The following is a 24,157-nucleotide window of genomic DNA, read 5'->3' on the forward strand; positions in this document are numbered from 1 at the left end:
AAGCTACAAGCTCAGTCCAACCGGAGGGAGTGGAGGACGAAAGAAGCCAGCTCCCGGTAGGCCTCCGCGTCGTTCAGGCCGGTCCGGCGGGCGATGTCGCCGCGCTGGATCGCCTGCATGGTGTGCGCGATCATCTCGGCCGCGAACGCGATGTCGACCGGCCGGAACGCCTTGTTGTTGATGCCGTCCTCGATCAGGGTCCGGACCCGGTCGGCCGCGATCCGGGTGTTCCGCTCGTAGACCGAGCGGGCCGGCGCGAACCGGGCCACGTCGTCCAGGAAGGTCCGGCTGGCCGGCCGGAGCGCGTCCGCGACCGCGTTCAGGTACGCCGCGATCCGCCGGTCGTGCCGGGTCTGCCGGGCGACCGCGGACTCCACCTCGGCGGTGGCATTCTTGAAGTAGTGCTTCACCACCTCGACGGCGAGCTGCTCCTTGCTCGGCGCCAGCGCGTACAGGGTCGTCTTGCTACAGCGCAGCTCGGCGGCCAGGTCGTCCAGGGTGAACCGGCTGAAGCCCTGTGTGAGAAACAGGGACAGGAGCCGGTCGAGCAGCTCGGACTGCCTGCGGGTACGGCGCCCCGGAACGACTGTCGTCATATCGAGACAGCATAGAACGATACTGAAGTATAGTCCTCAGTATCGCTCGTAGTATCATTCCAACAGCCGTTGAGAGGGGTGCCTGATGGCTGTCGATCGTCTGCTGCCGACTGAGGAATCAACCGATCTGCTGGCTCTGGTGCGCGACCTGTGCACGCACGAGCTGGCGCCGTACGCCGCTCAGGCCGAGGAGAGCGAGACGTTCCCGCGGGACGCGTTCCGCACGCTCGGCAAGGCGGGCCTGCTCGGCCTGCCCTACCCGGAGCAGTACGGCGGCGCCGAGCAGCCGTACGAGGTGTACCTCCAGATGCTGGAGGAGGTCGCCGCCGCCTGGATGTCGGTCGGCGTGGGGGTGTCGGTCCACACCATGACCAGCTATGCCGTCGCCACCTTCGGCACGGAGGAGCAGCGGGCCCGGCTGCTGCCCGACATGGTCGGCGGCGAGCAGCTCGGCGCCTACGCGCTGTCCGAGCCGCAGGCCGGTTCCGACATCAGCGCGATGACCACGAAGGCGGTCCGCGACGGTGACGAGTACGTCCTGACCGGGACCAAGGCGTGGATCAGCCACGGCTCGCACGCCGACTTCTACACCACCTTCGCGCGGACGTCGGACGACCCGAAACACGGCATCTCCGCCTTCCACGTGCCGGGCACGTCGGAGGGCCTCAGCTTCGGTGCGCCCGAGCGCAAGATGGGCCTGACCGGATCGACCACGACGCTGGTCAACTACGACCGCGTCCGGGTCCCGGCGGGGAACCTGATCGGCGCCGAGGGGCAGGGCATGCGGATCGCGCTGTCCGCCCTGGACTCCGGTCGGCTCGGGATCGCCGCGTGTGCGACCGGCCTGGCTCAGGCCGCGCTCGAGGTCGCCGCGTCGTACGCGCTGGAGCGGCAGCAGTTCGGGCACGCGATCGCCGACTTCCAGGGTGTCCAGTTCCTGCTCGCCGACATGGCCGCCGCGGTCGAGTCGGCCCGGTCGACGTACCTGCAGGCCGCCCGCCGGCGCGACCTCGGCCGGCCGTTCACCCAGCAGGCGGCGATCGCCAAGCTGGTCTGCACCGACGCCGCGATGAAGGTCAGCACCGACGCCGTCCAGGTGCTCGGTGGGTACGGTTACACCCGCGAGTTCCCGGCCGAGCGGTACATGCGCGAGGCCAAGGTCACCCAGATCTTCGAAGGAACCAACCAGATCCAGCGGCTCGTCATCAGCCGTGATCTCTTGAGGAGCGTTTGATGAAGCTTGGCCGGTCCGACGTAGCCCTGGTCACCGGTGGCGGTTCCGGGCTCGGAGAGGCGACGGTACGGCGGTTGGCCGCGGAGGGGATCGGGGTCGTGATCGTCGACCTGCCCTCCTCGGCCGGCAAGGCGGTCGCCGACGAGCTGGGCGACCGGGTCGTCTTCGCACCGGCCGATGTCACCGACGAGACCGCGGTGACCGCCGCGCTGGACGCGGCCGAATCGCTCGGGACCCTGCGCGTGGTCGTCACCTGCGCGGGCATCGCCACGCCGGGCCGGGTCGTCGGCCGCAAGGGTCCGTTGCCGCTGGCAACCTTCCGGCAGGTGGTCGAGGTCAACCTGATCGGCACCTTCAACGTGCTCCGGCTGGCCGCCGAGCGGATGATCGCCCAGCCGGCCGTCGACGACGGTGACCGCGGCGTCGTGGTGATGACCGCGTCCATCGCGGCGTACGACGGTCAGGTCGGGCAGGCGGCGTACGCGGCCAGCAAGGGCGGTATCGTCGGCCTCACCCTGACCGCGGCCCGCGACCTTGCGGACAAGGGCGTCCGGGTCGTCACCATCGCCCCGGGCACCATGGAGACCCCGATGCTGGCGGGCCTCCCGGAAGAGACCCGCACAGTCCTCGAGCAGCAGGTCCCGCACCCGTCCCGCCTCGGCCGCCCTTCCGAGTACGCCGCCCTCGTCGCCCACGTCATCGACAACCAACTCCTCAACGGCGAAGTAATCCGCCTCGACGGCGCCCTCCGGATGCCACCTAGGTAAGACGCAACCAGCGCACACCATGCGCTGGTACGTCGTACTCGAGCTGGTCGCTCGCGTCCTGAGCTGTGCCGTCCCACAGGTCATGCGCTGCCGAGGCGCCGGCACCGACTGACGCCAGCGGCACGGACACCTTCCGCGCGGAGGCGCCGGTCCAGAAGATCGCCACGTAGGTGGACTCCTGCGATCGGGCCGTCCACACGATCAGTTCGCCGTCGTCTGTCGGCTCGCGGGTGATCTCGCGGCCGTCGTGGGACGAGCGCAGCAGCTCGGACAGGGCGGGGTTGGCCAGTAGGTCGAGGGTTGCGGCGTCGGTGGTTGGGAGGTCGCCACCCATCATCAGGGGTGACCGTCCCATCGCCCACAACGTCAGCAGCGTCTTCTGCTCGTCCATCGTCAGGCGACTGGACCGGTCGTCACCGCGCTCCGCCCGGATCCCGATGTGCCCGAGCGGGAGCATGTCGGCGTCCGCCCACCCGCCGGGCTGCTGGAACGGCGCCCATCGGGCCAGCCGGGCGAACTGCGCGTGCACGTCCTCCCAGCGATCCCACAGGTCGTCGGAGATGCGCCACATCTGCGCGTTGGCGCGCAGATGGTCGAGATGGTGTGTCGACAGGTGCGTACCCGGTGACAGCGACAGCACGATGTCCCGGCCGCTGCGCTCGATCGCTCGCGCGTACGCCGCGATCTCGCGATCGTGGTACGGCGCCAGCATGTCGTCGGCCTTGATGAAGTCGACACCCCAGGCGGCGAACTGGGCCACCTGTGCGTCGTAGTACGCCTGGGCGCCGGAGTGGTCGTGGTTCAGCCCCAGGTTGTCCGGGTTCCAGCCGCAGACGTTCTCCGCGTCGGCGATCTCCCGCGCGGTCCAATCGGTGCCGAACACCGGCAGATCGAGCTCGACCGCGCGCCGCGGGATGCCGCGCATGATGTGCAGCCCGAACTTCAGCCCGAGGTCGTGCACCTTCGCCGCGAGCGGGCCGAAGCCGGCGCCGTCGACCGCCGAGGGGAAGCGGTTGGGCGCCGGCAACTGGCGGCCGTGATCGTCCAGGATGATCGGCGCATCGGCGTTGTAGCCGTGCGACCGGGCGGTCGGGTCGTACCACGCGATGTCCACGACGATCGTGTCCCAGCCGGACGCGAGCAGCCTGTCGTGCATCACCTGCGCGTTTGCGAGGGTCTCGGCCTCGGTGACCGTCGTACCGAAACAGTCCCAGCTGTTCCACCCCATCGGCGGGGTCTGCGCGCGGGTCACCATTCGGCGAAGGAGCCGTCGGAGTGGCGCAGTACCGGGGATCTCCAGGTGTGGCCCTCGGCCGCGGCCGCGCAGACGGCGTCCTCGTTGACCTCGATGCCGAGGCCGGGACCGGCGAGCCGCTCGATGTGGCCGTCCACGAAGTTGAACACCTGCGGGTCGACCAGGTAGTCGAGCAGGGCGCTGCCGCCGCCGTACTCGATGCCGAGGCTCTGCTCCTGGATCAGGAAGTTCGGTATGGCCAGGTCGATCTGCAGGCTCGCGGCCAGCGTGATCGGCCCCAACGGACAGTGCGGCGCGACGGCCACGTCGTACGCCTCGGCCATCGCGGCGATCCGGCGCACCTCGGAGATGCCGCCCGCGTGCGAGATGTCCGGCTGGGCGACGGCGATGCCGGCCGGGAGCACGTCGCGGAAGTCCCACCGGGAGTAGAGGCGTTCGCCGATCGCGATCGGGATGCTGGTCGACTCGGTGATCCGGCGCAGGTCCCGGGCGAACTCGGGCAGGACCGGCTCCTCGACGAACATCGGCAGCAGCGGCTCGAGCAACGGCAGGATCTGCCGGGTGGCCGCCATGCTGAACCGGCCGTGGAAATCGAGTGCGATGTCGATCTCGTCACCGAGTGCGTCGCGCAGGGCGGCGACGCGGCCCACCATCGCGCGGATCTGCGCGGCGGACGGGATCGGCGGCAGTGCCTCGGCCAGGTTGAGCTTGATCGCCGAGAAACCCTTGGCCACCTTGGCTTGAGCGTCGTCGACGAGCGCGGCGGTGTCGCGGCCGTGGACCCAGGTGTAGATGCGGATGCGTTCGCGGACGGGACCGCCGAGCAACTCGTGCACCGGTGTCTCGTGGTAGCGGCCCTTGATGTCCCAGAGAGCCTGGTCGATCCCGGCCAGCGCACTCGAGAGCACCGGACCGCCGCGGTAGAAGCCGCCCTTGGCCAGGGTCTGCCAGTGGTCCTCGATCCGCAGTGGATCGGTGCCGACCAGATACTCCATCAGGGCGGTCACCGCACCCTGGACCGCTTCGGCCCGGCCTTCGACGATCGGCTCACCCCAGCCGCTGATGCCCTCGTCGGTGTCGATGCGCAGGAACTGCCAGCGCGGTGCTACCAGGAATGTCTCGTACCCGACGATCTTCACACTGCCTCATTCGGTCGAAGTTCCGCGCCGGCCAGCAGCGCGGCGACGAGTTGGTCGGTCTGCCGCAGTACCAGGGCGGCGGCGCCGGACGCGCCGGCCCGGACACCGAGGTCGAGCGCCGCGGCGACCACCTCGGCGTCGCGGGTGAGTGCCATCGCGGACCGGCGCAGGGTGGCCCGGATCGGCTCCAGGATGAGGTCGCCGGTCCGGGCGAGCTCACCGCCGATGATGATCAGGCCGGGGTTGAGCAGGTTGCAGATGTTCGCGAGCACCCGCCCGGTCACCTCACCCGCCTCGCGCAGGACGCGCACGGTGTCCGGGTCACCGGCGTTCGCCGACGCGAGCAGCTCGTCGATCTCGTTCAGCCCCAAAGCCTTCAGGACGGCAGGAAGTGACGCGTACTGCACCAGGCAGCCGCGGTTCCCACACGGGCACGGATCGCCGGCCGGGTCCGCCGAGATGTGCCCGGCCTCGCCGCCGCCACCGCGCGCACCACCGTGATGAAGGTTGCCGTCGACAAGCAATCCGGCCCCGATCCCGGTGGACAGCCCGAGGAACAGGACGTCGCGGGCACCCCGGCCCGCACCCCAGGTGAATTCGGCGACCGCCTCGAGCCGGGTGTTGTTCTCCACCAGCAGCGGTACGGCGAGGTGCCGGCCGAACTCGGCCGAGACGTTCACTCCCGCCCACGCCTGACCTGGCAGGGACGGGCCGACCACCCCGGTCTGCAGGTCGATCGGTCCTGGTACGCCGATCGCGCAGCCGACGAGTGCGTCGCGATCGAGCCTGGCCTGGGTGAGCAGGTCGTCGAGCAGGCCAACGCCGGCTGTCAGCCGCTCCTGCCACGGGGTGTCCCGGGCCGTGGTGACTCCGGCGCTGGCGAGCGTCGTACCGGACAGGTCGGTGACGTGGCCCCAGACGCGCTCGAGGGTGAAGTCCAGGCCGGCCGCCGCGCCCGCCCCCGGGTTCGCCTGCAGGAAGCCGCGGGCGCGTCCGTCCACCTCCGAGGCGTCGATCCCGGCCTGTGCGACCTGGTCGCCGACCGCCTCGATGACGACGCCGCCGATGATCAGGTCCGCGACGATCGTCGACACGGTCGTCCGGGACAGGCCGCAGATGCGCGCGAGCTCGGCGCGGTGCAGCGCGCCGTGCTCCATCAGGCTCGAGAGCAGCCGTTCGGAGTTGGTGCGCCGCAGCGCTCGCAGTGATCCGGTGTCCTTGGCAGCCACCCGACGAGTATCGGCGCCTGGTCACGGCGGCGTCAACAAAACTGACATGCTGCGTTCAGACTCTTGACACAAACCCGGAAGTGCTCGAACAATTCCGGACACAGTTCGGGTATCGATCCCGGCCGGGCGACATGGATGGCACGACATGGGCGCTGTGCGGAACGACCGTGAACCGCTGGTGGTGATCACCGGCGGGCTGGGCCGGGTGGCCGGTGTGGTCCTGCCACAACTGCGGAAGCACTACCGAATCCGGCTCGTCGACCGGTCCGCACCGGCCGGATCCGGCGACGAGGTCCGGCAGGCCGACATCGGCGACCCCGATGAGGCGTACCAGGCCTTCGAGGGAGCTGACGCGATCCTGCACCTGGCCGCGAACAGCAGTCCGTGGCAGACCTGGGACAGCGTGTACGCCGCCAACGTCCGGCCGACCCAGAGTGTGCTCGATGCGGCTGCGGCGCGCGCCGTACCGAAGATCGTGCTGACCAGCTCGCTGCACGTGGTGGGCGAGTACAACCGGTCGCAGTACCGGCCGGTCGATCCACGGCTCGATCCCCGTCCGTGCTGCCCGTACGGCCTCGGCAAGGTCGTGCTGGAGGCACTGGGCCGGACGCACGCGGCACGGACCGGCGCCTCGGTCACCTGCCTGCGGCTCGGCCTGACCGGCTGGCCGCTGACCGAGCGGCGCTATCTGGGCCAGTGGCTGTCCGACGGCGACGCCGGCCGGCTGGTGCTGGCGGCGCTGAACACCCGGGAGCACTACGGCGTGCATTTCGGAGTGTCCGCCAACACCCGCAACCACTGGGACATCACCTCGGCCCGGCACGAGCTCGGCTACCGGCCCGAGGACGACAGCGAGCTGCTGGCGGATCGGACCGGCCCCTCCTCCGGCCCGGTCTGCCGGCTCTTCGACGACTCACAGCTTTCGGAATGAGAGGTTTGACATGACCACCACGAACCCAGGGCTCTCCCGCCGCCGGTTCCTTGCCCTCTCGGGTACCGCCGTCGGGGGTGCCCTAGCGGTCGGTTGCTCGCCCGCGTCCTCGACCAACACACCGGCCGCGGGGCCGAGCGCGGGCTCGACGGCCAAGGGGACTGTGACCGTGATGTCGCAGTCGGGTGAGTTCGGCCCGAAGGAGGCCAAGGCGGCCGCACAGGCGCTCGGCCTCACCGTCAAGACGGTCGAGTACGACCTGACCAAGCTGACCGCGATGCTGGCCAGCGGCAACCCACCCGACGTCGTCCGCGGGATGGGTGCGACCGAGACGCCGTACCTGGTTGCACGTCAGGTGGCCGAGAACCTCGATCCGTACTTCGAGAAGAGCACGCTGATCAAGGCCGACGACATCGATCCGGTCAACGATGTCTGGCGGTACGACGGAGAGAAGCAGGGCAGCGGGCCGCGGTACGGGTTCGCGAAGGACTACTCGCAGGACTGCACCCTCTGGTACAACGGCGCGCTGTTCGACGCCGCGAAGGTGGCCCGCCCGAGTGCGACCACGCCGCTGCTGCTCGACGAACTGCTCGAGGAGGGCAAGAAGCTCACGAAGCGGCAGGGCGCCAAGGTCAGCGTCTACGGCCTCAACCCGAACGGGCTGGGTCTGTTCACCCAGCTGACGTGGCTGACCGACCTGGCCGGCGGGAAGCTGACAGCCGACGATCTCGCGTCGGTCGACTTCAGCAGCCCGGAAGCCCAGCGGGCACTGACCTGGTATCTGGAGTACGCCAAGGCCGGCATCGGCCCGACCGTCCTCAACCCCGACCCGAACGGCTGGGACGGTCCGACGTTCCAGGCCGGCAGGATGGCGGCCACGCTGAGCGGCTACTGGCTGGGCGGGCTGTTCTCCGGCGACGCCAAGTCCGCCAAGGTCGCCGGCTTCGCGCCGGCGCCGCAGTTCGACACCGGCCGCCGGGTCAGCCCGTGCTTCGGCGGCACTGGGCTGTGGATCCCGAAGGCCAGCAAGAACAAGGATGCGGCGTGGGCGGTGATGGAGTGGTTCCTGGCCGGTGACCCGGCCAAGGCGCGGGCGGCCGGTGGCTGGGGGATCCCGCCGCTGAAGTCGCTGCAGAAGCTGATGCCGCAGAAGCTGCCGTACCAGAAGCAGGCCTACGAGGTGCAGATGGCCGAGAAGGAGCACTTCTCGGTGATGTCGTTCACGCCGTACGTGCGGCTGGACGCGATCAACACCGTCATCGGCCGTGAGTTGCCCAAGGCAATCAAGGGGACGGTCTCGGCCGGTCAGCTGGCCGACACGCTGAACTCGCAGCTCAACGCGCAACTGGCGGACGGAAAGAAGCGGTTGCGGTGAGCTCCGCGCTGACCGAGGTACGACGCCCCGCCGCGCCGGCCGCGGCGGAACCGGCGGACCGGGGTAGGAAGAAGCCGCCGAGCCTGCGCAAGGCGCGGACCTTCTACCTGTTCGTCGCGCCGTGGATCATCGGGTTCGTCGCACTGACCGTGTTCCCGCTGGGCTATGCGTTCTGGCTCAGCCTGACCGACTCCGACGGCCTCTCCCCGAAGACCCACTTCGTCGGATTCGCCAACTACGTCGAGATCTTCCAGGACCCGCTGACGATCAGTTCGCTGGCGAAGACCGGGGTGTTCACCCTCGTCACGGTGCCGCTGTCGATCTTCGCCGGGCTGCTGCTCGCAGTGATCCTGAACCAGCCGATCAAGGCCCGCGGGCTGTTCCGGGCGCTGATCTACCTGCCGGCGGTGGTCCCGCCGGTCGGTGCGGCGCTGACGTTCCGGTTGATCTTCGACCGCGACGCGGGTGCGGCCAACGGGATCCTGAGCAGCCTCGGTGCGGATCCGATCACCTGGCTGGTCGATCCGAACGCCCGCTACGTGCTGTACGGCCTGGTGATGTGGGGCTGTGGCGGGGCGATGATCATTTCGCTGGCCGGGCTGCAGGACATCCCGCGTGAACTGCAGGAAGCGGCTCAGGTCGACGGGGCGTCGTACTGGCAGTCCTTCATCAGGATCACCATTCCGCTGCTCTCGCCGGTGATCCTGTTCCAGGTGATCACCGGGGTGATCGGCTCGCTGCAGTCGTTCGCGCCGCTGCTGCTGTCCTCGGGATCGCTCAGCGGTGCCGGGGCGGTGCCACAGGGCAACTACATGTACATGATCCACGTGTTCGCGCAGTACTTCTCCGCGTCCCGCTTCGGCTACGCCTCGGCGATGCTGTGGATGCTGTTCGCGGTCATCCTGCTCGTCACCCTGGTGATCATCAAGGTCAGCGCCAAGACGGTCTTCTACACCGTCGAGCCGGAGGGGAAGCGATGACCAGGTCCTACCGCTACGCGCTCTACATCGTGTTGCTAGCCGTCGTACTGGTGATGCTCAGCCCGATCTACTGGCTGGTGCAGACCTCGCTGAAGTCGCCGGCCGAAATGGCGTCGTTCCCACCCACCTGGTGGCCGTCCGCGCCGCGGCTCGCGAACTACTCCGAGGCCGTCACCAGCGTCAACTTCGTCGGCGCCCTGCAGAACTCGCTCACCATCGCCTTCATCACCACCACCCTGACCACGCTCAGCTCGGCCTGGGTCGGGTTCGGGTTCGCCCGGCTGACCGCACCGGGGAAGAAGCAGCTGTTCGTCATCCTGCTGTCCACGATGATGCTGCCCGGCATCGTCACGCTGGTGCCGACGTACCTGATCTTCGCCAAGCTGCACATGGTCAACACCTACTGGCCGTGGGTGGCCTGGGGTCTCGGCGGCAGTGCGTTCCTCATCTTCCTGTTCCGGCAGTTCTTCGCCGGCATCCCGAAGGAGCTGGAGGAGGCCGCCATCATCGACGGCTGCGGGTACGTCGGGATCTTCTGGCGGATCTTCCTGCCGCAGTCGTGGCCGGTGATCGCGGCCAGTGTGATCCTCTCCTTCACCGGTGCCTGGGGCGACTTCGTCGGGCCGGCCATGTTCCTCAGCCAGGACAGCACCACGCTGGCGGTGGCGATGGCGACCGGCTACGTCAACGACAAGGGCCTGCCGCTGAACAACCTGGTCGCGGCCGGCGCGGTCATGTACGTCCTGCCCGTGCTGGTCCTGTTCATGTTCATGCAACGCCGCTTCGTCAGCGGCTTCTCCACCTCGGGAATCAAATGATGCGCACACGATTACGGACCTGGTCGATCGGTGTGGCCGGCTTGTCGCTTGCGGCCTGCCTCGCCACCACTGTCACGTCCGCGTGTACCGCGCGAAATAGCCCTGTGGACAACGTCTGATCCGGGTCGGAACACCCCTACCTTCCCTGGCGACGACAACAGGAAGGATGGTGTCAGACAAATATGTACTATGATGTGGCGATGGCAGAGGTTCCGATCCGGATGTTGAACCAGGAAACGGCCCGGGTGCTGGCTCGGGTGAAGCACGGCGAGGAGATCGACATCACCGAGCGCGGTGTCGTCGTCGCCCGCCTGGTCCCTGCCCAACCTTCGCCGACGGCTCATTTGCTCGCTACCGGAAGGTTTCGGCCGGCCCGGCTGACGAGGCCCTTCTCGCACCCGAAGGGGGAGGTGCGGACCGACTCTGAGGCTGGTGCGCTCCTCGAGCAGATGCGCGACGAGGAACGCTACTGATGATCTATCTGGACACAGCGGCGTTGGTGAAGCTCGTCCGGCGGGAGACTGCGTCGGACGAGCTCGTCGACTGGCTCAATGAGCAGGTCGATCGGACCTTCGTCTCGTCTGCACTGGTGGAGGTGGAGCTACCTCGAGCTCTCCGGCGGACCGAGCCGGCGTTACTTACTGCCGCACCCTCAGTCCTGGCTCAGATCTCCGTCTACGACGTCGACGAGACGGTGCGGACCACCGCGGCCGCCTACCAGGATCCGTTGATCCGCTCGCTCGACGCGATTCACCTCGCCACCGCAGACGCCGTATTAGGCGACGACCTAACCGCCTTCGTCACCTACGATCGCCGCCTACTAGCCACCGCCAACGCAATAGGCCTCCCCACCGTCAGCCCCGGCCTGAACTGACCGCAAGCCAGGCACCCCCAGAACTGAATCACGGCCCGGTTCTTGGCGTGAGGCAACAAAGGTCAGCGTGGGGATGGGGTGAGCGGTCCGGCTGGGTCGAAGAGGTCGCTGGGTTGGTGTTGTTTGTGGGGGCCTTGGCGGATGAGGTCCAAGGTTTCGTAGCCGGTGCGGCGTTGGGTGTTGCCGTCGTCGGTGGGGAAGGTGTGGTCGGCGTAGCAGTAGGCCATGGTGATGCGGACCGGGTAGGACTCGGTGCGGCCGTGCAGGGTGACGACGAAGATGCGCTGGTCGGGTTGGCTGCAACCCTTGCTCCACTCGGCCGGTGCGCCTGCCGGTGAGGTGGCGAGGTGTTGGGCCAGCTTGGCGGCAGGGGCGCCGTTCAGTATTGATCCGGCGACCAGGGTGTTCTGCCAGTACTCGCAGATGCTTGCTGAGCTGATGGTGTCGTTGGAGTCGAGGCCGGATCCGCGGGGACCGGAGTCCGTTGGGGGGCAGCTGTAGTAGTCGGTGGTGATGATCGGGCGGGCCGAGTCGAGGATGCGGCGGCGGAGTGCGTCGTCCTGTGTCAGCACGCTGATCTTCACCCCGGCGACGAGCCGAGTCTCTTCGGTCCATCCGGCGTCGTACTGCTTGATGCCTGGAACCTGGACGTCGTTGAACCACAGGTACTGCAGCCGTTGGTCGGCCGGGATGACGGCGTCCTCGCAGACATAGCTCGAGGGGCCGAGCCAACCGTTGAACCGCCCGATGACTGGCTTGGCCGGCGACGAGCCCGACTGGATCGCCGTACACGGCGCCGGACCGGAGACGTACTGCGTCCAGTCCACCGGTACCTGGACCTGCACCGTCTTGTACGACTCCCAACGCCAGCCGGCATCTGGTGCACCCGGTCGAGCGACCTCGGGGTCGGTTCGGAGTTCGCTTGTGATCGAGTGCGTCGCGGTGATCGCCGTCGCGACCACAGCGCACGCCAGTACGGCGGCCCCGATCGTGCGACCGGTCCGGCGACGCTGGAGACGGTGGTGAACCGCGGCCAGCAGGTCGTCGTCCGACGGCGCCTCCGTCGCGTGCTTCGACAAGCTCGTCACGATCAGCTTCTCGTGGGCGTCCATCAGCGGTTGACCTCCTCGGCGGTGGTGAGAGTGGTACGCAGGCTGGCCAGCGCACGGTGGATCTGCGACCGGACGGTCGCTGGACTGCATTCGAGGATCAGGGCGATCTCAGCATCGGGCAGGTCTTCGTAGTACCGCAGTACGACGGCCGCCCGCTGCTTGGCCGGCAACGTCGCGCACAACGCCCAGACCGCGTCCTGCTCCGCTTGAGCGACCGCATGATCCGGGCTCGGCGAGTGTACGAACGGATCCGCGGTCGGGCTCTCGCGACGGAAGAACCGTCGCCACCGCGAGATGTCCGCGTTGACGATCGACCGCCGTACGTAGGACTCGGGATCTCCGTCCCGGCAGATCCGCGCCCAGCGTGAGTACGCCGCCACCAACGCGTCCTGCACAGCCTCCTCGGCACGGCTGTGGTCACGCGTGATCAGATACGCGAACCGCAGCAGCGCCGCACCGCGCTGCCCCACCCACGTATCGAATTCCGGCCGCTCCATCGCCACCTCCCACCCCTAACCACGCCCGGGGCAGGCCGAACGTTGCATGCACTCCGCCGCGCGCGGCAGGCAGGCGACGAGTGCTGACGCCCGGCCCGGTGGCTGTCGACCGCGTTGCGCTGGGGGCTACTCCGGTTCGGCGATGGTGGGGGTTGGCAGGGCCAGCTTTTCGTCGGGTTTGGCGGCGAGGACGTCGCCGACGTAGGAGCGGGCGGCCTCCATCGTGTCGACCTCGTGGCCGGCCTGCTCGGACAGGAACCAGCGGTGCTCGAGGACCTCGTGGAAGACCTCGGCCGGCTCCAGCTTGCGCTTCAGGTCGCGCGGGACCGCGCGGACGACCGGCTCGAACACCTCGGTCAGCCACTGGTGCGCGACGATCTCCTCGTCCTCGTTCTGCTGGTCGGTGGAGGCGGCGAACGAGTCGAGGTCGTTCAGCAGCCGGCGGGCCTGGTTCTCCTCGACGTCCAGTCCGGTCAGCCGGAGCAGGCGGCGCGAGTGGTGCCCGGCGTCCACGACCTTCGGCTGGATCCGGACCTGGCTGCCGTCCCAGTCGGTGATGATGTCGATCTCGGCGACGTCGAAGCCGAGTTCGTTCAGCCGCCGGATCCGCGAGTCCAGCCGGTGCATCTCGTCGGTGGCGAACTCCTCCGGCGCGGTCAGCTCGGCCCACAGCGCGTCGTACCGGTCGTTGATCGACTGGACCGTCTCCTGCGGGTCGATGTCCGGGTCGAGCAGCCCGCCCTCCTGCAGGTCGAGCAGTTCGCCGAACAGGTTGATCTCCGCGGTGTAGAGATCGTGCGCGCGCTGCCCGTCGGAGATCTCCTGGTGCAGCTCACCGGTCTCGGCATCCACCAGGTACGCCGCGAAGGCGCCGGCGTCCCGCCGGAACAACGTGTTGGACAGCGAGCAGTCGCCCCAGAAGAAGCCGAGCAGGTGCAGCCGAACGATCAGCGCGACCAGCGCGTCGATCAGCCGGTTGACCGTGTCCGGGCGCAGTGTGCTGGAGAACAGCGCGCGGTAGGGGAGCGAGAACTGCAGGTGCTTGGTGATCAGGATCGAGTCGATCGGCTCACCGTTGCGGTCGATGCGGTCGGTGATCACGCCGACGGGTTCGACCGAGGGCGATTCCAGCCGTTCCAGGTCGCGCAGGAGCCGGTACTCGTGCAGGGCCAGGTGCTCGAGCACCTCTTTGATCGCGTAGACGGTGCCGTTGACCCGGACGAACCGGACCACGTGCCGCGAAATACCGCGCGGCAGCGCGACCAGTTGGTCCTCGGGCCAGTCCTCCAGCGGGACATCCCACGGAAGCGACAGCAGACCGGTGTCCGGGCGGGTGGCGACGAATCGGGGCACGAGCACCAGTCTGTCAGGATTTCCGCCACAACCTGAGGTCTCAGGCAGCGGGTCCACCTCGCGAAACAATCAACGCAAGTGGTTGCAAGAACTTGCGCTATCAGGCGTAGGATTTGCGTCATGACGCGACGACTTGCGGAAGTAGCCAAGAAGGTCGGGGTCAGCGAGGCCACGGTCAGCCGGGTCCTGAACGGTAAGCCCGGAGTGTCCGAGGCGACCCGTGAGGCCGTGCTCACCGCGCTCGACGTCCTCGGGTACGAGCGTCCCACGCAACTGCGCGGTGATCGCGCGAGGCTCGTCGGGCTGGTGCTGCCCGAGCTGCAGAACCCGATCTTCCCGGCGTTCGCCGAGGTCGTCGGCGGTGCGCTCGCGCAGCAGGGATTCACCTCGTTGCTCTGCACCCGGACGGTCGGCGGCGTGTCCGAGGCGGACTACGTCGACCTGCTCCTGCAGCAGCAGGTGTCCGGGGTGGTGTTCGCCGGCGGGTTCTACGCGCAGGCGGACGCGCCGCACGGGCACTACGAGCTGATCCAGGAGCGCAAGCTGCCGACCGTGCTGGTCAACGCGGCGGTCGACCACCTCGGCTTCCCGCAGGTCTCGTCGGACGACTATGTCGCCGCGGAGATGGCGATCGGGCACCTGCGCGCCCTCGGGCACCGGCGGATCGGCATGGTCCTCGGCCCGCGTGACCACATCCCCTCGCGACGCAAGCTGGACGCCTTCATCGCCTCGGACGAGGCGGATCTCGAACTGGTCGAGCACACGATGTTCTCGCTCGAGGGCGGGCACGCGGCCGCGACCCGCCTGGTCAACAACGGTGTCACCGGCATCGTCTGCGCCAGCGACATCCTTGCCCTCGGTGCCATTCGCGCGGTCCGCCGGGCCGGCCTCAGCGTCCCCGACGACGTCTCGGTGATCGGGTACGACGACTCCGCGATGATGAACTGCACCGACCCGCCGCTGACCACCGTCCGCCAGCCCATCGACGCGATGGGCCGCGCCGCGGTGGACATGCTCGTCGCCCTGATCGAACGTGCCGCCGTCCCCGCCGACGAACTCCTCTTCGAGCCCGAACTGGTGGTCCGAGCCTCCACCGCCCGCGCCAGAGTCTGACCCCGGGTCACTCCTCGCCTCACCCGCCGCCGGCTCCTGCGGTCGGCGTTCGACACCTCTCACCGCTTCTGCAGCCGCCGTCCGCTTGTTGGTCGGCGGCTGTTGTCGTGTGCGCAGGCGCGGGAGCTGCTCTCCGCGCGCGAGCCACCTTCCCATCATGAGTCACGATTTTGCAATCTTCCATCGAACTATTGCGCAGATTCGATCGAGTTGCCTACGGTGTGCGCCAGAAGTCCGAGGGAGAGGGTGGATCGATGAGGACAACGCGCCGCGGGCTCGGCCTGCTGCTGGTGATGGGACTCGGGCTGGTGGCCGCGTCCTGTGGGTCGGGGGACGAGGAACCGAACGCTCAGGGATCAGCGGGCGCCGACGGCCCGGTCACGATCACGGTCGGCTGTCAGCCGCCGAAGAGCAATCCGAAGGAACGGTCGGCCTGGGACGCGGATGTCGCCGAGTTCCAGAAGCTGCACCCGAACATCACCATCCAGAGCAAGGATGCGTTCCCCTGCATCAACCCCGACACCTTCCAGGCGAAGCTGGCCGGCGGTACCCAGGAGGACGTCTTCTACGTCTACTACACCGACGTGCAGAAGATCATCAAGGCCCGGCAAGCCGCCGACATCAGCCAGTACGTCGGCAGCGTCAAGGCAGTCAGCGACGTGCGCGACGACGTGATGAGCGTGTTCAAGGACGGCGACAAGACGTACGGCCTGCCGCGCAACAACTACAACATGGGCCTGGTCTACAACCGCAAGCTGTTCACCCAGGCCGGTCTCGACCCGGACGCTCCGCCGAAGACCTGGGCCGACGTGCAGGCGGCGGCCAAGAAGATCGCCGGGCTCGGTGCCGGGTACGTCGGCTTCGGTGAGTACTCCGCCGGCAACACCGGCGGCTGGCATTTCGCCGCCAGCCTGTACGCCCGGGGCGGCTCGATGGTCGGCGACGACGGCAAGACCGCCGCGTTCAACAGCGCCGAGGGCAAGGCGGTGCTGGAGAACCTCAAGCAGATGCGCTGGAACGACAACTCGATGGGCAGCAAGCAGCTCCTCCAGTGGGAGGACCTGATGCGGATGATGGGTGGCGGCAAGCTCGGCATGATGATCGGCGCACCGGACGTGGTGCAGTCGGTGAACAACGACTTCCAGGGCAAGTTCGAGGACTACGGCGTCACCGCCGTACCGGAGTCCGAGGGCAAGGCATCGTTGAGCGGTGGCGACGGCTACATGTTCAACCCGAAGGCGACCCCGGAGAAGATCAAGGCCGGGCTGCTCTGGCTGGAGTTCCACGAGCTCACGCCGGGCAAGGGGCAGTTCAACTACGCCAGGTCGAAGGAGCAGGGCCGCCCGGTCGGGCTGCCGATCCCGGACCTGTACGGCGACTCCGCGCCGGGCCAGGAGATCATTGCCCTGCGCAAGCAGTACGCCACCGTCCCGGTCGACCACTTCGCGCCGTACGTCGCCGCGCAGTCGAACATCACCAACAAACTCGAACCACCGAAGGCACAGGAGCTGTACGCCGTCCTGGACGTGGCGATGTCCGCCGTCCTCACCCGCCAGGACGCCGACATCGACAAGCTGCTCTCGGACGCGGAGAGCAAGGCCAACAAGATCCTAGCCAAGAACACCTGATGGCAGTCACCAAAACCCTTGCCCGCCGTCCCCGCTTCGCGGAGACGGCGGGCGGTGGGGGAGCACAGGACGGGAGCCGCCGGTCGGGTTCATCAGGCGGGCCGAACCGCGCCGGCCGTGACCAGGCAGGTGCTGTGCGGCGGGCGGTAGGGCGGAACCTTACCGCGTATGGGTTCTTGTGTGGGGCGCTGATCTGTTTTGCGATGTCTTCTTGGTATCCGATGGTGCGGGAGGTGGTTCTCAGCTTTCAGGAGAACAACTTTGTCGACCCGCCGCGGTGGGTGGGGTTCGACAACTTCCGCAGCGTCATCGAGGACCCGGCCTTTCGTTCGGCCTGGATCAACACCGCGGCGTTCAGCGGGCTGGCTGTCGTCATCGGGTACGCCGTTCCGTTCGTGCTGGCGGTCGTGCTCAACGAGCTGAAGCACGCCAAGGCCTACCTGCGGTTCGTCGTCTACCTCCCCGTCATGCTCCCACCGGCCGTCGCCGTCCTGCTGTTCAAATGGTTCTACGACCCCGGTGCCGGCCTGTTCAACCAGGTGCTCGACGTGTTCCACCTGCCGCCGCTGAGCTGGCTCGACTCGACCAGTACGGCGCTCGTCAGCCTCGTGCTCGTGTCGACCTGGATGAACCTCGGCACCGGCACGCTGATCTATCTCGCCGCGCTGCAGAGCATCCCCGGCGACCTCTACGAGTCGGCCGAGCTCGACGGTGCGGGTCTGCTGAAAAGGGTCTGGCACGTGACGATCCCGCAGACCAAGTTGATCCTGCTGGTGATGTTGCTGCTGCAGATCGTCGCGACCATGCAGGTGTTCATCGAGCCGTACCTGCTGACCGGCGGCGGCCCGGAGAACGCGACCGTCACGGTCGCCTACCTGATGTACCAGTACGCCTTCAACTTCGGCGACTTCGGCGGCGGTGGCGCACTCGGCCTGATGTTGATGGTCGTCCTGATGGTGTTCTCCGCGATCTATCTGCGCGTGTCCCGGGAGGAGGCCCGATGAGGACCCTGGTGTCACCACTCGCACTCCGGACCACCCGTGGCCGCCTGATGTACTGGGCGATCCTCAGCATCGTCGTCGTCGGTTTCACCGGCGCCTTCGTGTTCCCGCTGTACTGGATGGTGACCGGCGCGCTCAAGTCACCGGACGAGCTGGCCCAGATCCCGCCGAGCTTCTTCCCGACGAGTTTCGACTTCGGCGTCTACGCCGACGCGTGGGAGCAGTTGCAGCTCGGCGTCTTCCTGAAGAACACGGTCCTGTACGCCGGTGGCGCCTGGCTGTTCACCCTCGCCGTCGACGTGACCGCGGCGTACGCGTTGTCGAAGCTCCGGCCGTTCTTCGGCAAGGTCGTGCTCGCCGCGATGCTGGCGACGCTGATGATCCCGCCAATGGTGCTGCTGCTGCCGACGTATCTCACCGTCAAGGATCTGCCGATCCTGCATCTCGACCTGCTGAACACGCCCTGGGCGATTTGGTTGCCGGCGGCAGCGAACGGGTTCTTCGTGTTCCTGCTGAAGCGGTTCTTCGACTCGATCCCGCGTGAGTTGCTGGAGGCGGCCGAGATCGACGGTGCGTCACCGCTGCGGATCCTGTGGTCGATCGTGCTGCCGGTGTCGCGGCCGATCCTCGGGGTGGTGTCGATCCTGTCCGTGGTGACGGTGTGGAAGGACTTCGTCTGGCCGCTGCTGGTGCTGCCGGAGACGGACAAGATGTCGATCAGTGTCGGCATCGCGTCGCTGTCCGCGCAGATGCCGCAGAACGTGCTGATCGCCTCGCTGGTGATCGCCAGCCTGCCGACGATCCTGGTGTTCTTCGTGTTCCAAAGAAGCATCATGGCGGGCCTCACCGCAGGAAGCTTGAAGGGCTGAAGCCCCAATCACAGAAGGAGATTCAATGGCGGACGAGTGGTGGCGTGGGGCCGCGATCTATCAGGTGTATCTGCGGAGTTTCGCCGACGGGAACGGTGACGGGATCGGGGATCTGGCCGGGCTGCGGCAGAAGCTGCCGTACCTGGCCGAGCTCGGCATCGACGCGATCTGGCTGAACCCGTGGTACCCGTCACCGATGGCCGACGGTGGGTACGACGTCGCCGACTACCGAGCGATCGACCCGGCGTTCGGGACGTTGGCGGAGGCCGAGGCGTACATCGCGGAGGCGCACGCGCTGAACATCCGCACCATCATCGACATCGTCCCCAACCACGGCTCCGACCAGCAGGACTGGTTCGTCCTCGCACTGCAGTCCGGCCCCGGCTCACCCGAGCGCGACCGGTTCATCTTCCGCCCAGGCCGCCAACCCGACCGCCCGCCCAACGACTGGCAGTCCATCTTCAACGGCCCGGCCTGGACCCAGGTCGAGGACGGTGAGTGGTACCTGCACCTGTTCGCCCCCGAGCAGCCCGACTTCAACTGGCGCAACGCCGAGGTGGTCGAGGAGTTCCACGACATCCTCCGGTTCTGGCTGGACCGTGGCGTCGACGGGATCCGGATCGACAGCGCCGCCGTATTGTTCAAGGATCTGGACAGTGTCGAGGAGTCGTACACCGATCACGATGAGGTGCACGAGATCTACCGCGGCTGGCGCCGGATCACCGACGGGTACGACGACCGGTTCCTGGTCGGTGAGATGTGGATGCCGGATCAGGAGCGGTTCGCGCTGTACCTGCGGCCGGACGAGATGCAGACCGCGTTCAACTTCGACTTCCTGTCCCGCCCGTGGCAGGCGGACGAGCTCAAGGCCTCGATCGACCTGACCCTGACCACGCACGTTCCGATCGGCGCACCGCCGACGTGGGTGCTGTCCAACCACGACGTCACCCGGCCGGTCACGAAGTACGGCCGACCGGACACCTCGTTCTCGCACCAGGACCGCAAGCACGGCATGCAGACCGACCTCGTCCTCGGCGAACGCCGGGCCCGCGCGGCCGCCCTGCTCGCGATGGCGTTACCGGGCGGACTGTACGTCTACCAAGGCGAGGAGCTCGGTCTGCCGGAGGTCGAGGACCTCCCGGACGAGCTGCTCCAGGACCCGATCTTCACCCGCTCGAAAGGGACCGACCGTGGCCGCGATGGTTGCCGAGTGCCCCTTCCCTGGTCCGGCAAGGAACCGCCCTTCGGGTTCGGCACCGATACGCCGTGGCTCCCGCAGCCGCGTGACTGGAAGAACCTGACCGTCGAGTCCCAGCACGACGACCAGAACTCGATGCTCACCCTCTACCGCACGGGCCTGAAACTCCGACGCACGCACCTCGGTGACGGCACGCTGCGATGGCTCGACACGCCACCCGACGTCCTCGCCTTCAGCCGCGAGAGCCTGATCTGCGTCACCAATCTGACCCCGGAGCCGATCGAGCTCCCGCCGTACGACGAACTGCTGCTGGCCAGCAGCCCGTTGGACGACGGGTTGCTGGCCAGCGACAGTACGGCCTGGATCAGGTGAGCGGGCGGAAGCGGCGCAACCTGAGGCTGTTGGAGACCACGAAGACCGAACTGAAGGCCATCGCGGCGCCGGCCAGCATCGGGTTGAGCAGGCCGGCCGCGGCCAGTGGGATGGCGGCCACGTTGTAGGCGAAGGCCCAGAACAGGTTGCCCTTGATGGTGCGCAGTGTGCTGCGGGACAGGCGGATGGCGTCCGCCGCCGCGCGCAGGTCGCCGCGGACCAGGGTCAGGTCGCTGGCCTCGATCGCCACGTCGGTCCCGGTGCCCATGCTCAGGCCGAGGTCGGCCTGGGCCAGGGCGGCCGCGTCGTTGACGCCGTCGCCGACCATCGCGACCACGCGGCCCTCGCCCTGCAGCTTCTTGACCGCGTCGACCTTGCCGGCCGGCAGGACCTCGGCGATCACCTCGTCGATGCCGACCTCGGCCGCCACCTTCGAAGCCACTGCCTCGTTGTCGCCGGTCAGCAACACTGGCCGCAGTCCCAGCGCCTTCAACTGACCGATCGCCTCTGCAGACGTCGCCTTGACCGTGTCCGCGACGACGAGCACCGCCCGGGCCTGACCGTCCCAGCCGACTGCGACCGCCGTACTGCCCTCGGCCTCGGCGTGGTCCTTCGCGTGTGCCAGGTCGTCCGGCAGGTACTGGCTCCACTCCTCCAGCAGCCGGGTCCGTCCGACCAGTACGGCGTGCCCGTCGACGATGCCCTGGACGCCGAGCCCCTCGACGTTGCCGAAGTCCTCGACCTCAGGGAGCTGACCGAGTTCCGCCTGGGCGCCGCGGGCGATGGCAGCGGCGATCGGGTGCTCGCTGGAGTGCTCCAGCGCCCCGGCCAGCCGCAGTACCTCGGACCGGTCCTCCGAAGGAGCCAGCAGTACGTCGACCAACTCCATCCGGCCGGTCGTCACGGTGCCCGTCTTGTCCAGGACGACGGTGTCGATCCGACGAGTCGACTCGAGCACCTCCGGGCCCTTGATCAGGATGCCCAGCTGGGCGCCGCGACCGGTGCCGACCATCAACGCGGTCGGCGTGGCCAGGCCGAGGGCACAGGGGCAGGCGATGATCAGTACGGCGACCGCCGCGGTGAACGCGATCTCCACCGGCGAACCGTTGCCGAGCCAGAACCCCAGCGTCGCCAGCGCCAGCCCGATCACGATCGGCACGAAGATCCCGGACACCTTGTCGGCCAGCCGCTGGACCGCGGCCTTCCCGTTCTGCGCGTCCTCGACCAGCCGGGCCATCTGGGCCAGCTGGGTGTCCGACCCGACCCTGGTCGCCCGGACCACGAGCCGGCCGCCGGCGTTCACGGTCGCCCCGACGACCGAGTCGCCCTCGCCGACCTCGACCGGTACTGACTCTCCAGTGAGCATCGACGCGTCGACCGCGCTGCTGCCGGTGACGATCACACCGTCGGTGGCGACCTTCTCGCCCGGTCGTACGACGAACTGGTCGCCCACGACCAACTGGTCGGCGGGGATGCGGACCTCAGCGCCATCGCGCAGTACGGCGACATCCTTCGCACCCAGCTCCAGCAGGGCTCGCAGGGCCGCACCCGACCGGCGCTTGGCGCGGGCCTCGAAGTACCGGCCGGCCAGGATGAACGTGGTGACGCCGGCCGCGACCTCGAGGTAGATCTCCTCGGCTCCGCTGCCCCGGGACGGGATCAGCGTGAACGGCATCTTCATCCCCGGCTCACCCGCACCGCCGATGAACAGCGCGTACAGCGACCACAGGAAGGCGCTCACCACGCCGAGCGAGATCAGCGTGTCCATCGTGGCCGCGCCGTGCCGCAGGTTCGTCCAGGCGGCCTTGTGGAACGGCCAGGCCGCCCACGTCACCACCGGGAAGGCCAGCGTCAGCGACGCCCACTGCCAGAAGTCGAACTGCAGGGCCGGGATCATCCCGAGCGCGATCACCGGCACCGCCAGCGCGATGCTGGCGAACAGGCGGTCCCGCAGTGGCTTCAGCTCGTCCGGCTCCTCGCTGTCCGGAGAGTCGACGGCCGGGGCCGGCAGGGCGGCGGTGTAGCCGGTCTTCTCGACGGTGGCGACCAGGTCGTCGGTGGTGATGCCGTCCGCGAACGTCACCTTCGCCTTCTCGGTGGCGTAGTTGACGGTCGCGGTGACACCGTCCATCCGGTTCAGCTTCTTCTCCACCCGGGCGGCGCACGAGGCGCACGTCATGCCACCGATGATGAGTTCGACGGACTGACCGGGTTCTGTGGTGGTCATTGCTGTGTGCCTCCTCTCTCAGTGGCCGTGCGGGGTGGTCTCGTGGCCCGGCGTAGCTGGGGCCTTGGTCGTCGGGAGCTGCTTGGGCGGGACGATCGCGGTCCCGTCGGTGCCCACTTTCACGGTGAACTCGGCGGTGTGGACCTTGCCCGCGTGCTGGAAGTCCAGGAACAGGCTGTACGTCCCCGCGGTCGGGAAAGTGGTGGCGAACTTGATCTCCGGCCCGCCCTTCATCCCCGCGGTCGCCTCCTGGGCGGGATGCGTGTGCAGGTAGGCGAGGTCGCCGCCGCGCAGTGACACCAGGTGCCCGAAGGCGCCCAGGTACGGCTGCAGGTCGGTGGCCGGCTTGCCGCCCCGGCTGATCGTGAAGGTCAGGTCGGACTCCTTGCCCGCGACCGGGGTGCCCGCCAGCGTCACGTCGTACCCGTCGAAGCCGTAGATGCTGGCCGGCTCGCTCAGCGGGACCGGAATGTAGAGGCCGGAGACGTTGACATCCGTGCCGAGGGTCAGCGTCCGGTCGAGACCGGCCGGCTGGAAGTCGGCGAACAGTCGCCACGTGCCACCGGCGGTGAACGTGAACGGAATGCTCCAGGTCCCACTGGCGTCCCGGGTCGGGTGCACGTGGTGGAAGCCGGACAGGTCACGCCGTACGACGATCAGGTGCAGGTCCTTCTCGTGCGTCTCGGTGTACTCCTTGACGGGCTTGCCGTCCGGGCCCTGGATGGTGAAGCGCAGCTCGGTCTTGGTGCCGGGCTGGTAGAACGTCGTGGTGGGGGTCAGGGTGTACCCGGCTTCGGAGACCGCGAGCCCGGGCAGTTGCCCGCCCGACTCGCTGTGCCCTTCCCCGTGCCCTGCTGACTGCTCCATGTTGCCCATCTCCTCTTCGTGGGCCGGGGCAGTGGCGGTGTCGGCCGCCGCGATCGGGTCGACCGCGGTGCCGATCGCGAACGCCGCCCCGAAGGCGAGCGCGAGCGCACCGGCGAACGCGCCGAGCCGGAGCGCGACGGCCCGGCTCACGACGCCGCCAGTTCGTAGCCCGCCTCGTCGACGGCCTCGCGAACGGCGGCCTCGTCGAGAGTGGACTCACTCGTCACGTGCACCGCGGAGGTGCCGCCCGCGACGAGGTCGATGGTGATCTCCTTGACGCCGGTGAGCTTGCTGATCTCCTCGGTGACCGCGGCGGTGCAATGCCCGCAGGTCATCCCGGTGACGGAGTAGGTCGTGGTGGTCATAAGAGTTCTCCTTGCTCGGTGTGTCATCGGGTACTTCAGCTGCGGACCAGGCGGGCGATCGCGTCGGAGGCCTCGCGAACCTTCTCCTCGGCCTCCGGGCCGCCCTTCTGCGCGGCCTCGACCACGCAGTGCGCCAGGTGCTCGTCGAGCAGCTCCAGCGAGAACGACTGCAGTGCCTTCGTCGCCGCCGAAACCTGGGTGAGGATGTCGATGCAGTACTTGTCCTCCTCGACCATCCGCTGCAGGCCACGGACCTGGCCCTCGATCCGCCGCAGCCGCTTCAGGTGGCTGCTCTTCTCGGCGGTGTAACCATGTACGTGCTCGGCGTCGGTGGTCATCTCAGGCTCCTTCAGTTTC

General features: G+C 68.2%; 24 protein-coding genes. 13 read left to right on the forward strand and 11 right to left on the reverse strand.

Annotated features, from left to right (window positions below; genetic code table 11):
* Nucleotides 1-11 precede the first annotated feature (11 nt).
* Nucleotides 12-596: a TetR/AcrR family transcriptional regulator gene (locus tag ACGFIF_RS11515; protein ID WP_393154143.1), complete on the reverse strand. Its 585-nt coding sequence runs from the start codon at nucleotides 594-596 to the stop codon at nucleotides 12-14.
* Nucleotides 597-681: 85 nt separating this feature from the next.
* Between ACGFIF_RS11515 and ACGFIF_RS11520 the strand changes: the two genes are divergently transcribed.
* Both ACGFIF_RS11520 and ACGFIF_RS11525 read left to right on the forward strand, forming a co-directional pair.
* Entirely contained in the window at nucleotides 682-1,830 is a 1,149-nt protein-coding gene (locus ACGFIF_RS11520; RefSeq protein ID WP_393154145.1) for an acyl-CoA dehydrogenase family protein, read from the forward strand.
* Nucleotides 1,830-2,597 carry an SDR family NAD(P)-dependent oxidoreductase gene (locus tag ACGFIF_RS11525; RefSeq protein ID WP_393154147.1) on the forward strand — a complete coding sequence of 256 codons (768 nt, stop codon included), beginning with the start codon at nucleotides 1,830-1,832 and terminating at the stop codon, nucleotides 2,595-2,597. The genes ACGFIF_RS11520 and ACGFIF_RS11525 overlap by 1 nt, the downstream gene beginning before the upstream one ends.
* Here the strand turns inward: ACGFIF_RS11525 and ACGFIF_RS11530 are convergent.
* The 3 genes from ACGFIF_RS11530 to ACGFIF_RS11540 are packed head-to-tail and all read right to left on the reverse strand — an operon-like array spanning nucleotide 2,590 to nucleotide 6,220.
* Nucleotides 2,590-3,852 (reverse strand): alpha-galactosidase, encoded by a 1,263-nt coding sequence (locus tag ACGFIF_RS11530; protein WP_393154149.1) that lies wholly within the window; start codon nucleotides 3,850-3,852, stop codon nucleotides 2,590-2,592. The genes ACGFIF_RS11525 and ACGFIF_RS11530 overlap by 8 nt on opposite strands.
* Nucleotides 3,846-4,991, reverse strand: coding sequence for a galactonate dehydratase (gene dgoD / locus ACGFIF_RS11535; protein ID WP_393154151.1), 1,146 nt, complete (start codon nucleotides 4,989-4,991; stop codon nucleotides 3,846-3,848). The genes ACGFIF_RS11530 and dgoD overlap by 7 nt, the downstream gene beginning before the upstream one ends.
* Nucleotides 4,988-6,220, reverse strand: coding sequence for an ROK family protein (locus tag ACGFIF_RS11540; RefSeq protein WP_393154153.1), 1,233 nt, complete (start codon nucleotides 6,218-6,220; stop codon nucleotides 4,988-4,990). Before ACGFIF_RS11540 ends, dgoD begins: the two co-directional genes overlap by 4 nt.
* Before the next feature lie 145 nt (nucleotides 6,221-6,365).
* Between ACGFIF_RS11540 and ACGFIF_RS11545 the strand changes: the two genes are divergently transcribed.
* The 6 genes from ACGFIF_RS11545 to ACGFIF_RS11570 all read left to right on the forward strand — a co-directional run bounded on the left by ACGFIF_RS11545 (nucleotide 6,366) and on the right by ACGFIF_RS11570 (nucleotide 11,198).
* Complete coding sequence (locus ACGFIF_RS11545; RefSeq protein ID WP_393154155.1) at nucleotides 6,366-7,151, forward strand: NAD-dependent epimerase/dehydratase family protein; 786 nt, start codon at nucleotides 6,366-6,368, stop codon at nucleotides 7,149-7,151.
* A 10-nt stretch (nucleotides 7,152-7,161) separates the two neighbouring features.
* On the forward strand, nucleotides 7,162-8,526 hold the full coding sequence (locus ACGFIF_RS11550) for an ABC transporter substrate-binding protein (protein WP_393154157.1): 1,365 nt from the start codon (nucleotides 7,162-7,164) through the stop codon (nucleotides 8,524-8,526).
* Entirely contained in the window at nucleotides 8,523-9,506 is a 984-nt protein-coding gene (locus ACGFIF_RS11555; RefSeq protein ID WP_393154159.1) for a carbohydrate ABC transporter permease, read from the forward strand. The genes ACGFIF_RS11550 and ACGFIF_RS11555 overlap by 4 nt, the downstream gene beginning before the upstream one ends.
* Entirely contained in the window at nucleotides 9,503-10,324 is an 822-nt protein-coding gene (locus ACGFIF_RS11560) for a carbohydrate ABC transporter permease (protein WP_393154161.1), read from the forward strand. The genes ACGFIF_RS11555 and ACGFIF_RS11560 overlap by 4 nt, the downstream gene beginning before the upstream one ends.
* Nucleotides 10,325-10,524: 200 nt before the next feature.
* Nucleotides 10,525-10,797: a type II toxin-antitoxin system Phd/YefM family antitoxin gene (locus ACGFIF_RS11565; protein ID WP_393154163.1), complete on the forward strand. Its 273-nt coding sequence runs from the start codon at nucleotides 10,525-10,527 to the stop codon at nucleotides 10,795-10,797.
* Nucleotides 10,797-11,198 carry a type II toxin-antitoxin system VapC family toxin gene (locus tag ACGFIF_RS11570; RefSeq protein ID WP_393154165.1) on the forward strand — a complete coding sequence of 134 codons (402 nt, stop codon included), beginning with the start codon at nucleotides 10,797-10,799 and terminating at the stop codon, nucleotides 11,196-11,198. The genes ACGFIF_RS11565 and ACGFIF_RS11570 overlap by 1 nt, the downstream gene beginning before the upstream one ends.
* Nucleotides 11,199-11,260: 62 nt before the next feature.
* Here ACGFIF_RS11570 and ACGFIF_RS11575 read toward each other — a convergent pair whose 3' ends face one another.
* The 3 genes from ACGFIF_RS11575 to ACGFIF_RS11585 form a co-directional block, all read right to left on the reverse strand.
* Nucleotides 11,261-12,310, reverse strand: coding sequence for a hypothetical protein (locus ACGFIF_RS11575; protein ID WP_393154167.1), 1,050 nt, complete (start codon nucleotides 12,308-12,310; stop codon nucleotides 11,261-11,263).
* Entirely contained in the window at nucleotides 12,310-12,807 is a 498-nt protein-coding gene (locus ACGFIF_RS11580) for a SigE family RNA polymerase sigma factor (protein ID WP_393154169.1), read from the reverse strand. The genes ACGFIF_RS11575 and ACGFIF_RS11580 overlap by 1 nt, the downstream gene beginning before the upstream one ends.
* Before the next feature lie 126 nt (nucleotides 12,808-12,933).
* Nucleotides 12,934-14,160, reverse strand: coding sequence for a DUF4032 domain-containing protein (locus tag ACGFIF_RS11585; RefSeq protein ID WP_393154171.1), 1,227 nt, complete (start codon nucleotides 14,158-14,160; stop codon nucleotides 12,934-12,936).
* 120 nt (nucleotides 14,161-14,280) lie between these two features.
* Between ACGFIF_RS11585 and ACGFIF_RS11590 the strand changes: the two genes are divergently transcribed.
* The 5 genes from ACGFIF_RS11590 (at nucleotide 14,281) to ACGFIF_RS11610 (ending at nucleotide 20,341) form a co-directional block, all read left to right on the forward strand.
* Nucleotides 14,281-15,273, forward strand: a complete 993-nt coding sequence (locus tag ACGFIF_RS11590) for a LacI family DNA-binding transcriptional regulator (protein ID WP_393154172.1) — start codon at nucleotides 14,281-14,283, stop codon at nucleotides 15,271-15,273.
* A gap of 254 nt (nucleotides 15,274-15,527) precedes the next feature.
* Nucleotides 15,528-16,901 (forward strand): ABC transporter substrate-binding protein, encoded by a 1,374-nt coding sequence (locus ACGFIF_RS11595; protein WP_393154173.1) that lies wholly within the window; start codon nucleotides 15,528-15,530, stop codon nucleotides 16,899-16,901.
* 233 nt (nucleotides 16,902-17,134) lie between these two features.
* Nucleotides 17,135-17,905: a carbohydrate ABC transporter permease gene (locus tag ACGFIF_RS11600; protein WP_393154174.1), complete on the forward strand. Its 771-nt coding sequence runs from the start codon at nucleotides 17,135-17,137 to the stop codon at nucleotides 17,903-17,905.
* Nucleotides 17,902-18,771 carry a carbohydrate ABC transporter permease gene (locus ACGFIF_RS11605; RefSeq protein WP_393154175.1) on the forward strand — a complete coding sequence of 290 codons (870 nt, stop codon included), beginning with the start codon at nucleotides 17,902-17,904 and terminating at the stop codon, nucleotides 18,769-18,771. Before ACGFIF_RS11600 ends, ACGFIF_RS11605 begins: the two co-directional genes overlap by 4 nt.
* Before the next feature lie 25 nt (nucleotides 18,772-18,796).
* Nucleotides 18,797-20,341 (forward strand): alpha-amylase family glycosyl hydrolase, encoded by a 1,545-nt coding sequence (locus ACGFIF_RS11610; RefSeq protein WP_393154176.1) that lies wholly within the window; start codon nucleotides 18,797-18,799, stop codon nucleotides 20,339-20,341.
* On the opposite strand, the gene ACGFIF_RS11615 is transcribed toward ACGFIF_RS11610, so the two are convergent.
* From ACGFIF_RS11615 to ACGFIF_RS11630, 4 genes are read right to left on the reverse strand one after another with little or no spacing between them, the layout of a single operon-like run.
* A complete protein-coding gene (locus ACGFIF_RS11615; RefSeq protein WP_393154177.1) occupies nucleotides 20,334-22,568 on the reverse strand; it encodes a heavy metal translocating P-type ATPase in 2,235 nt (744 codons plus the stop codon). The genes ACGFIF_RS11610 and ACGFIF_RS11615 overlap by 8 nt on opposite strands.
* An 18-nt stretch (nucleotides 22,569-22,586) precedes the next feature.
* On the reverse strand, nucleotides 22,587-23,585 hold the full coding sequence (locus ACGFIF_RS11620) for a hypothetical protein (protein WP_393154178.1): 999 nt from the start codon (nucleotides 23,583-23,585) through the stop codon (nucleotides 22,587-22,589).
* Complete coding sequence (locus ACGFIF_RS11625) at nucleotides 23,582-23,800, reverse strand: heavy-metal-associated domain-containing protein (RefSeq protein ID WP_393154179.1); 219 nt, start codon at nucleotides 23,798-23,800, stop codon at nucleotides 23,582-23,584. The genes ACGFIF_RS11620 and ACGFIF_RS11625 overlap by 4 nt, the downstream gene beginning before the upstream one ends.
* A 35-nt stretch (nucleotides 23,801-23,835) precedes the next feature.
* Nucleotides 23,836-24,138, reverse strand: a complete 303-nt coding sequence (locus tag ACGFIF_RS11630; protein ID WP_202866016.1) for a metal-sensitive transcriptional regulator — start codon at nucleotides 24,136-24,138, stop codon at nucleotides 23,836-23,838.
* Between the last annotated feature and the right edge of the window lie 19 nt (nucleotides 24,139-24,157).

The organism is Kribbella sp. NPDC049174 (assembly GCF_043197365.1).
GTDB lineage: Bacteria > Actinomycetota > Actinomycetes > Propionibacteriales > Kribbellaceae > Kribbella.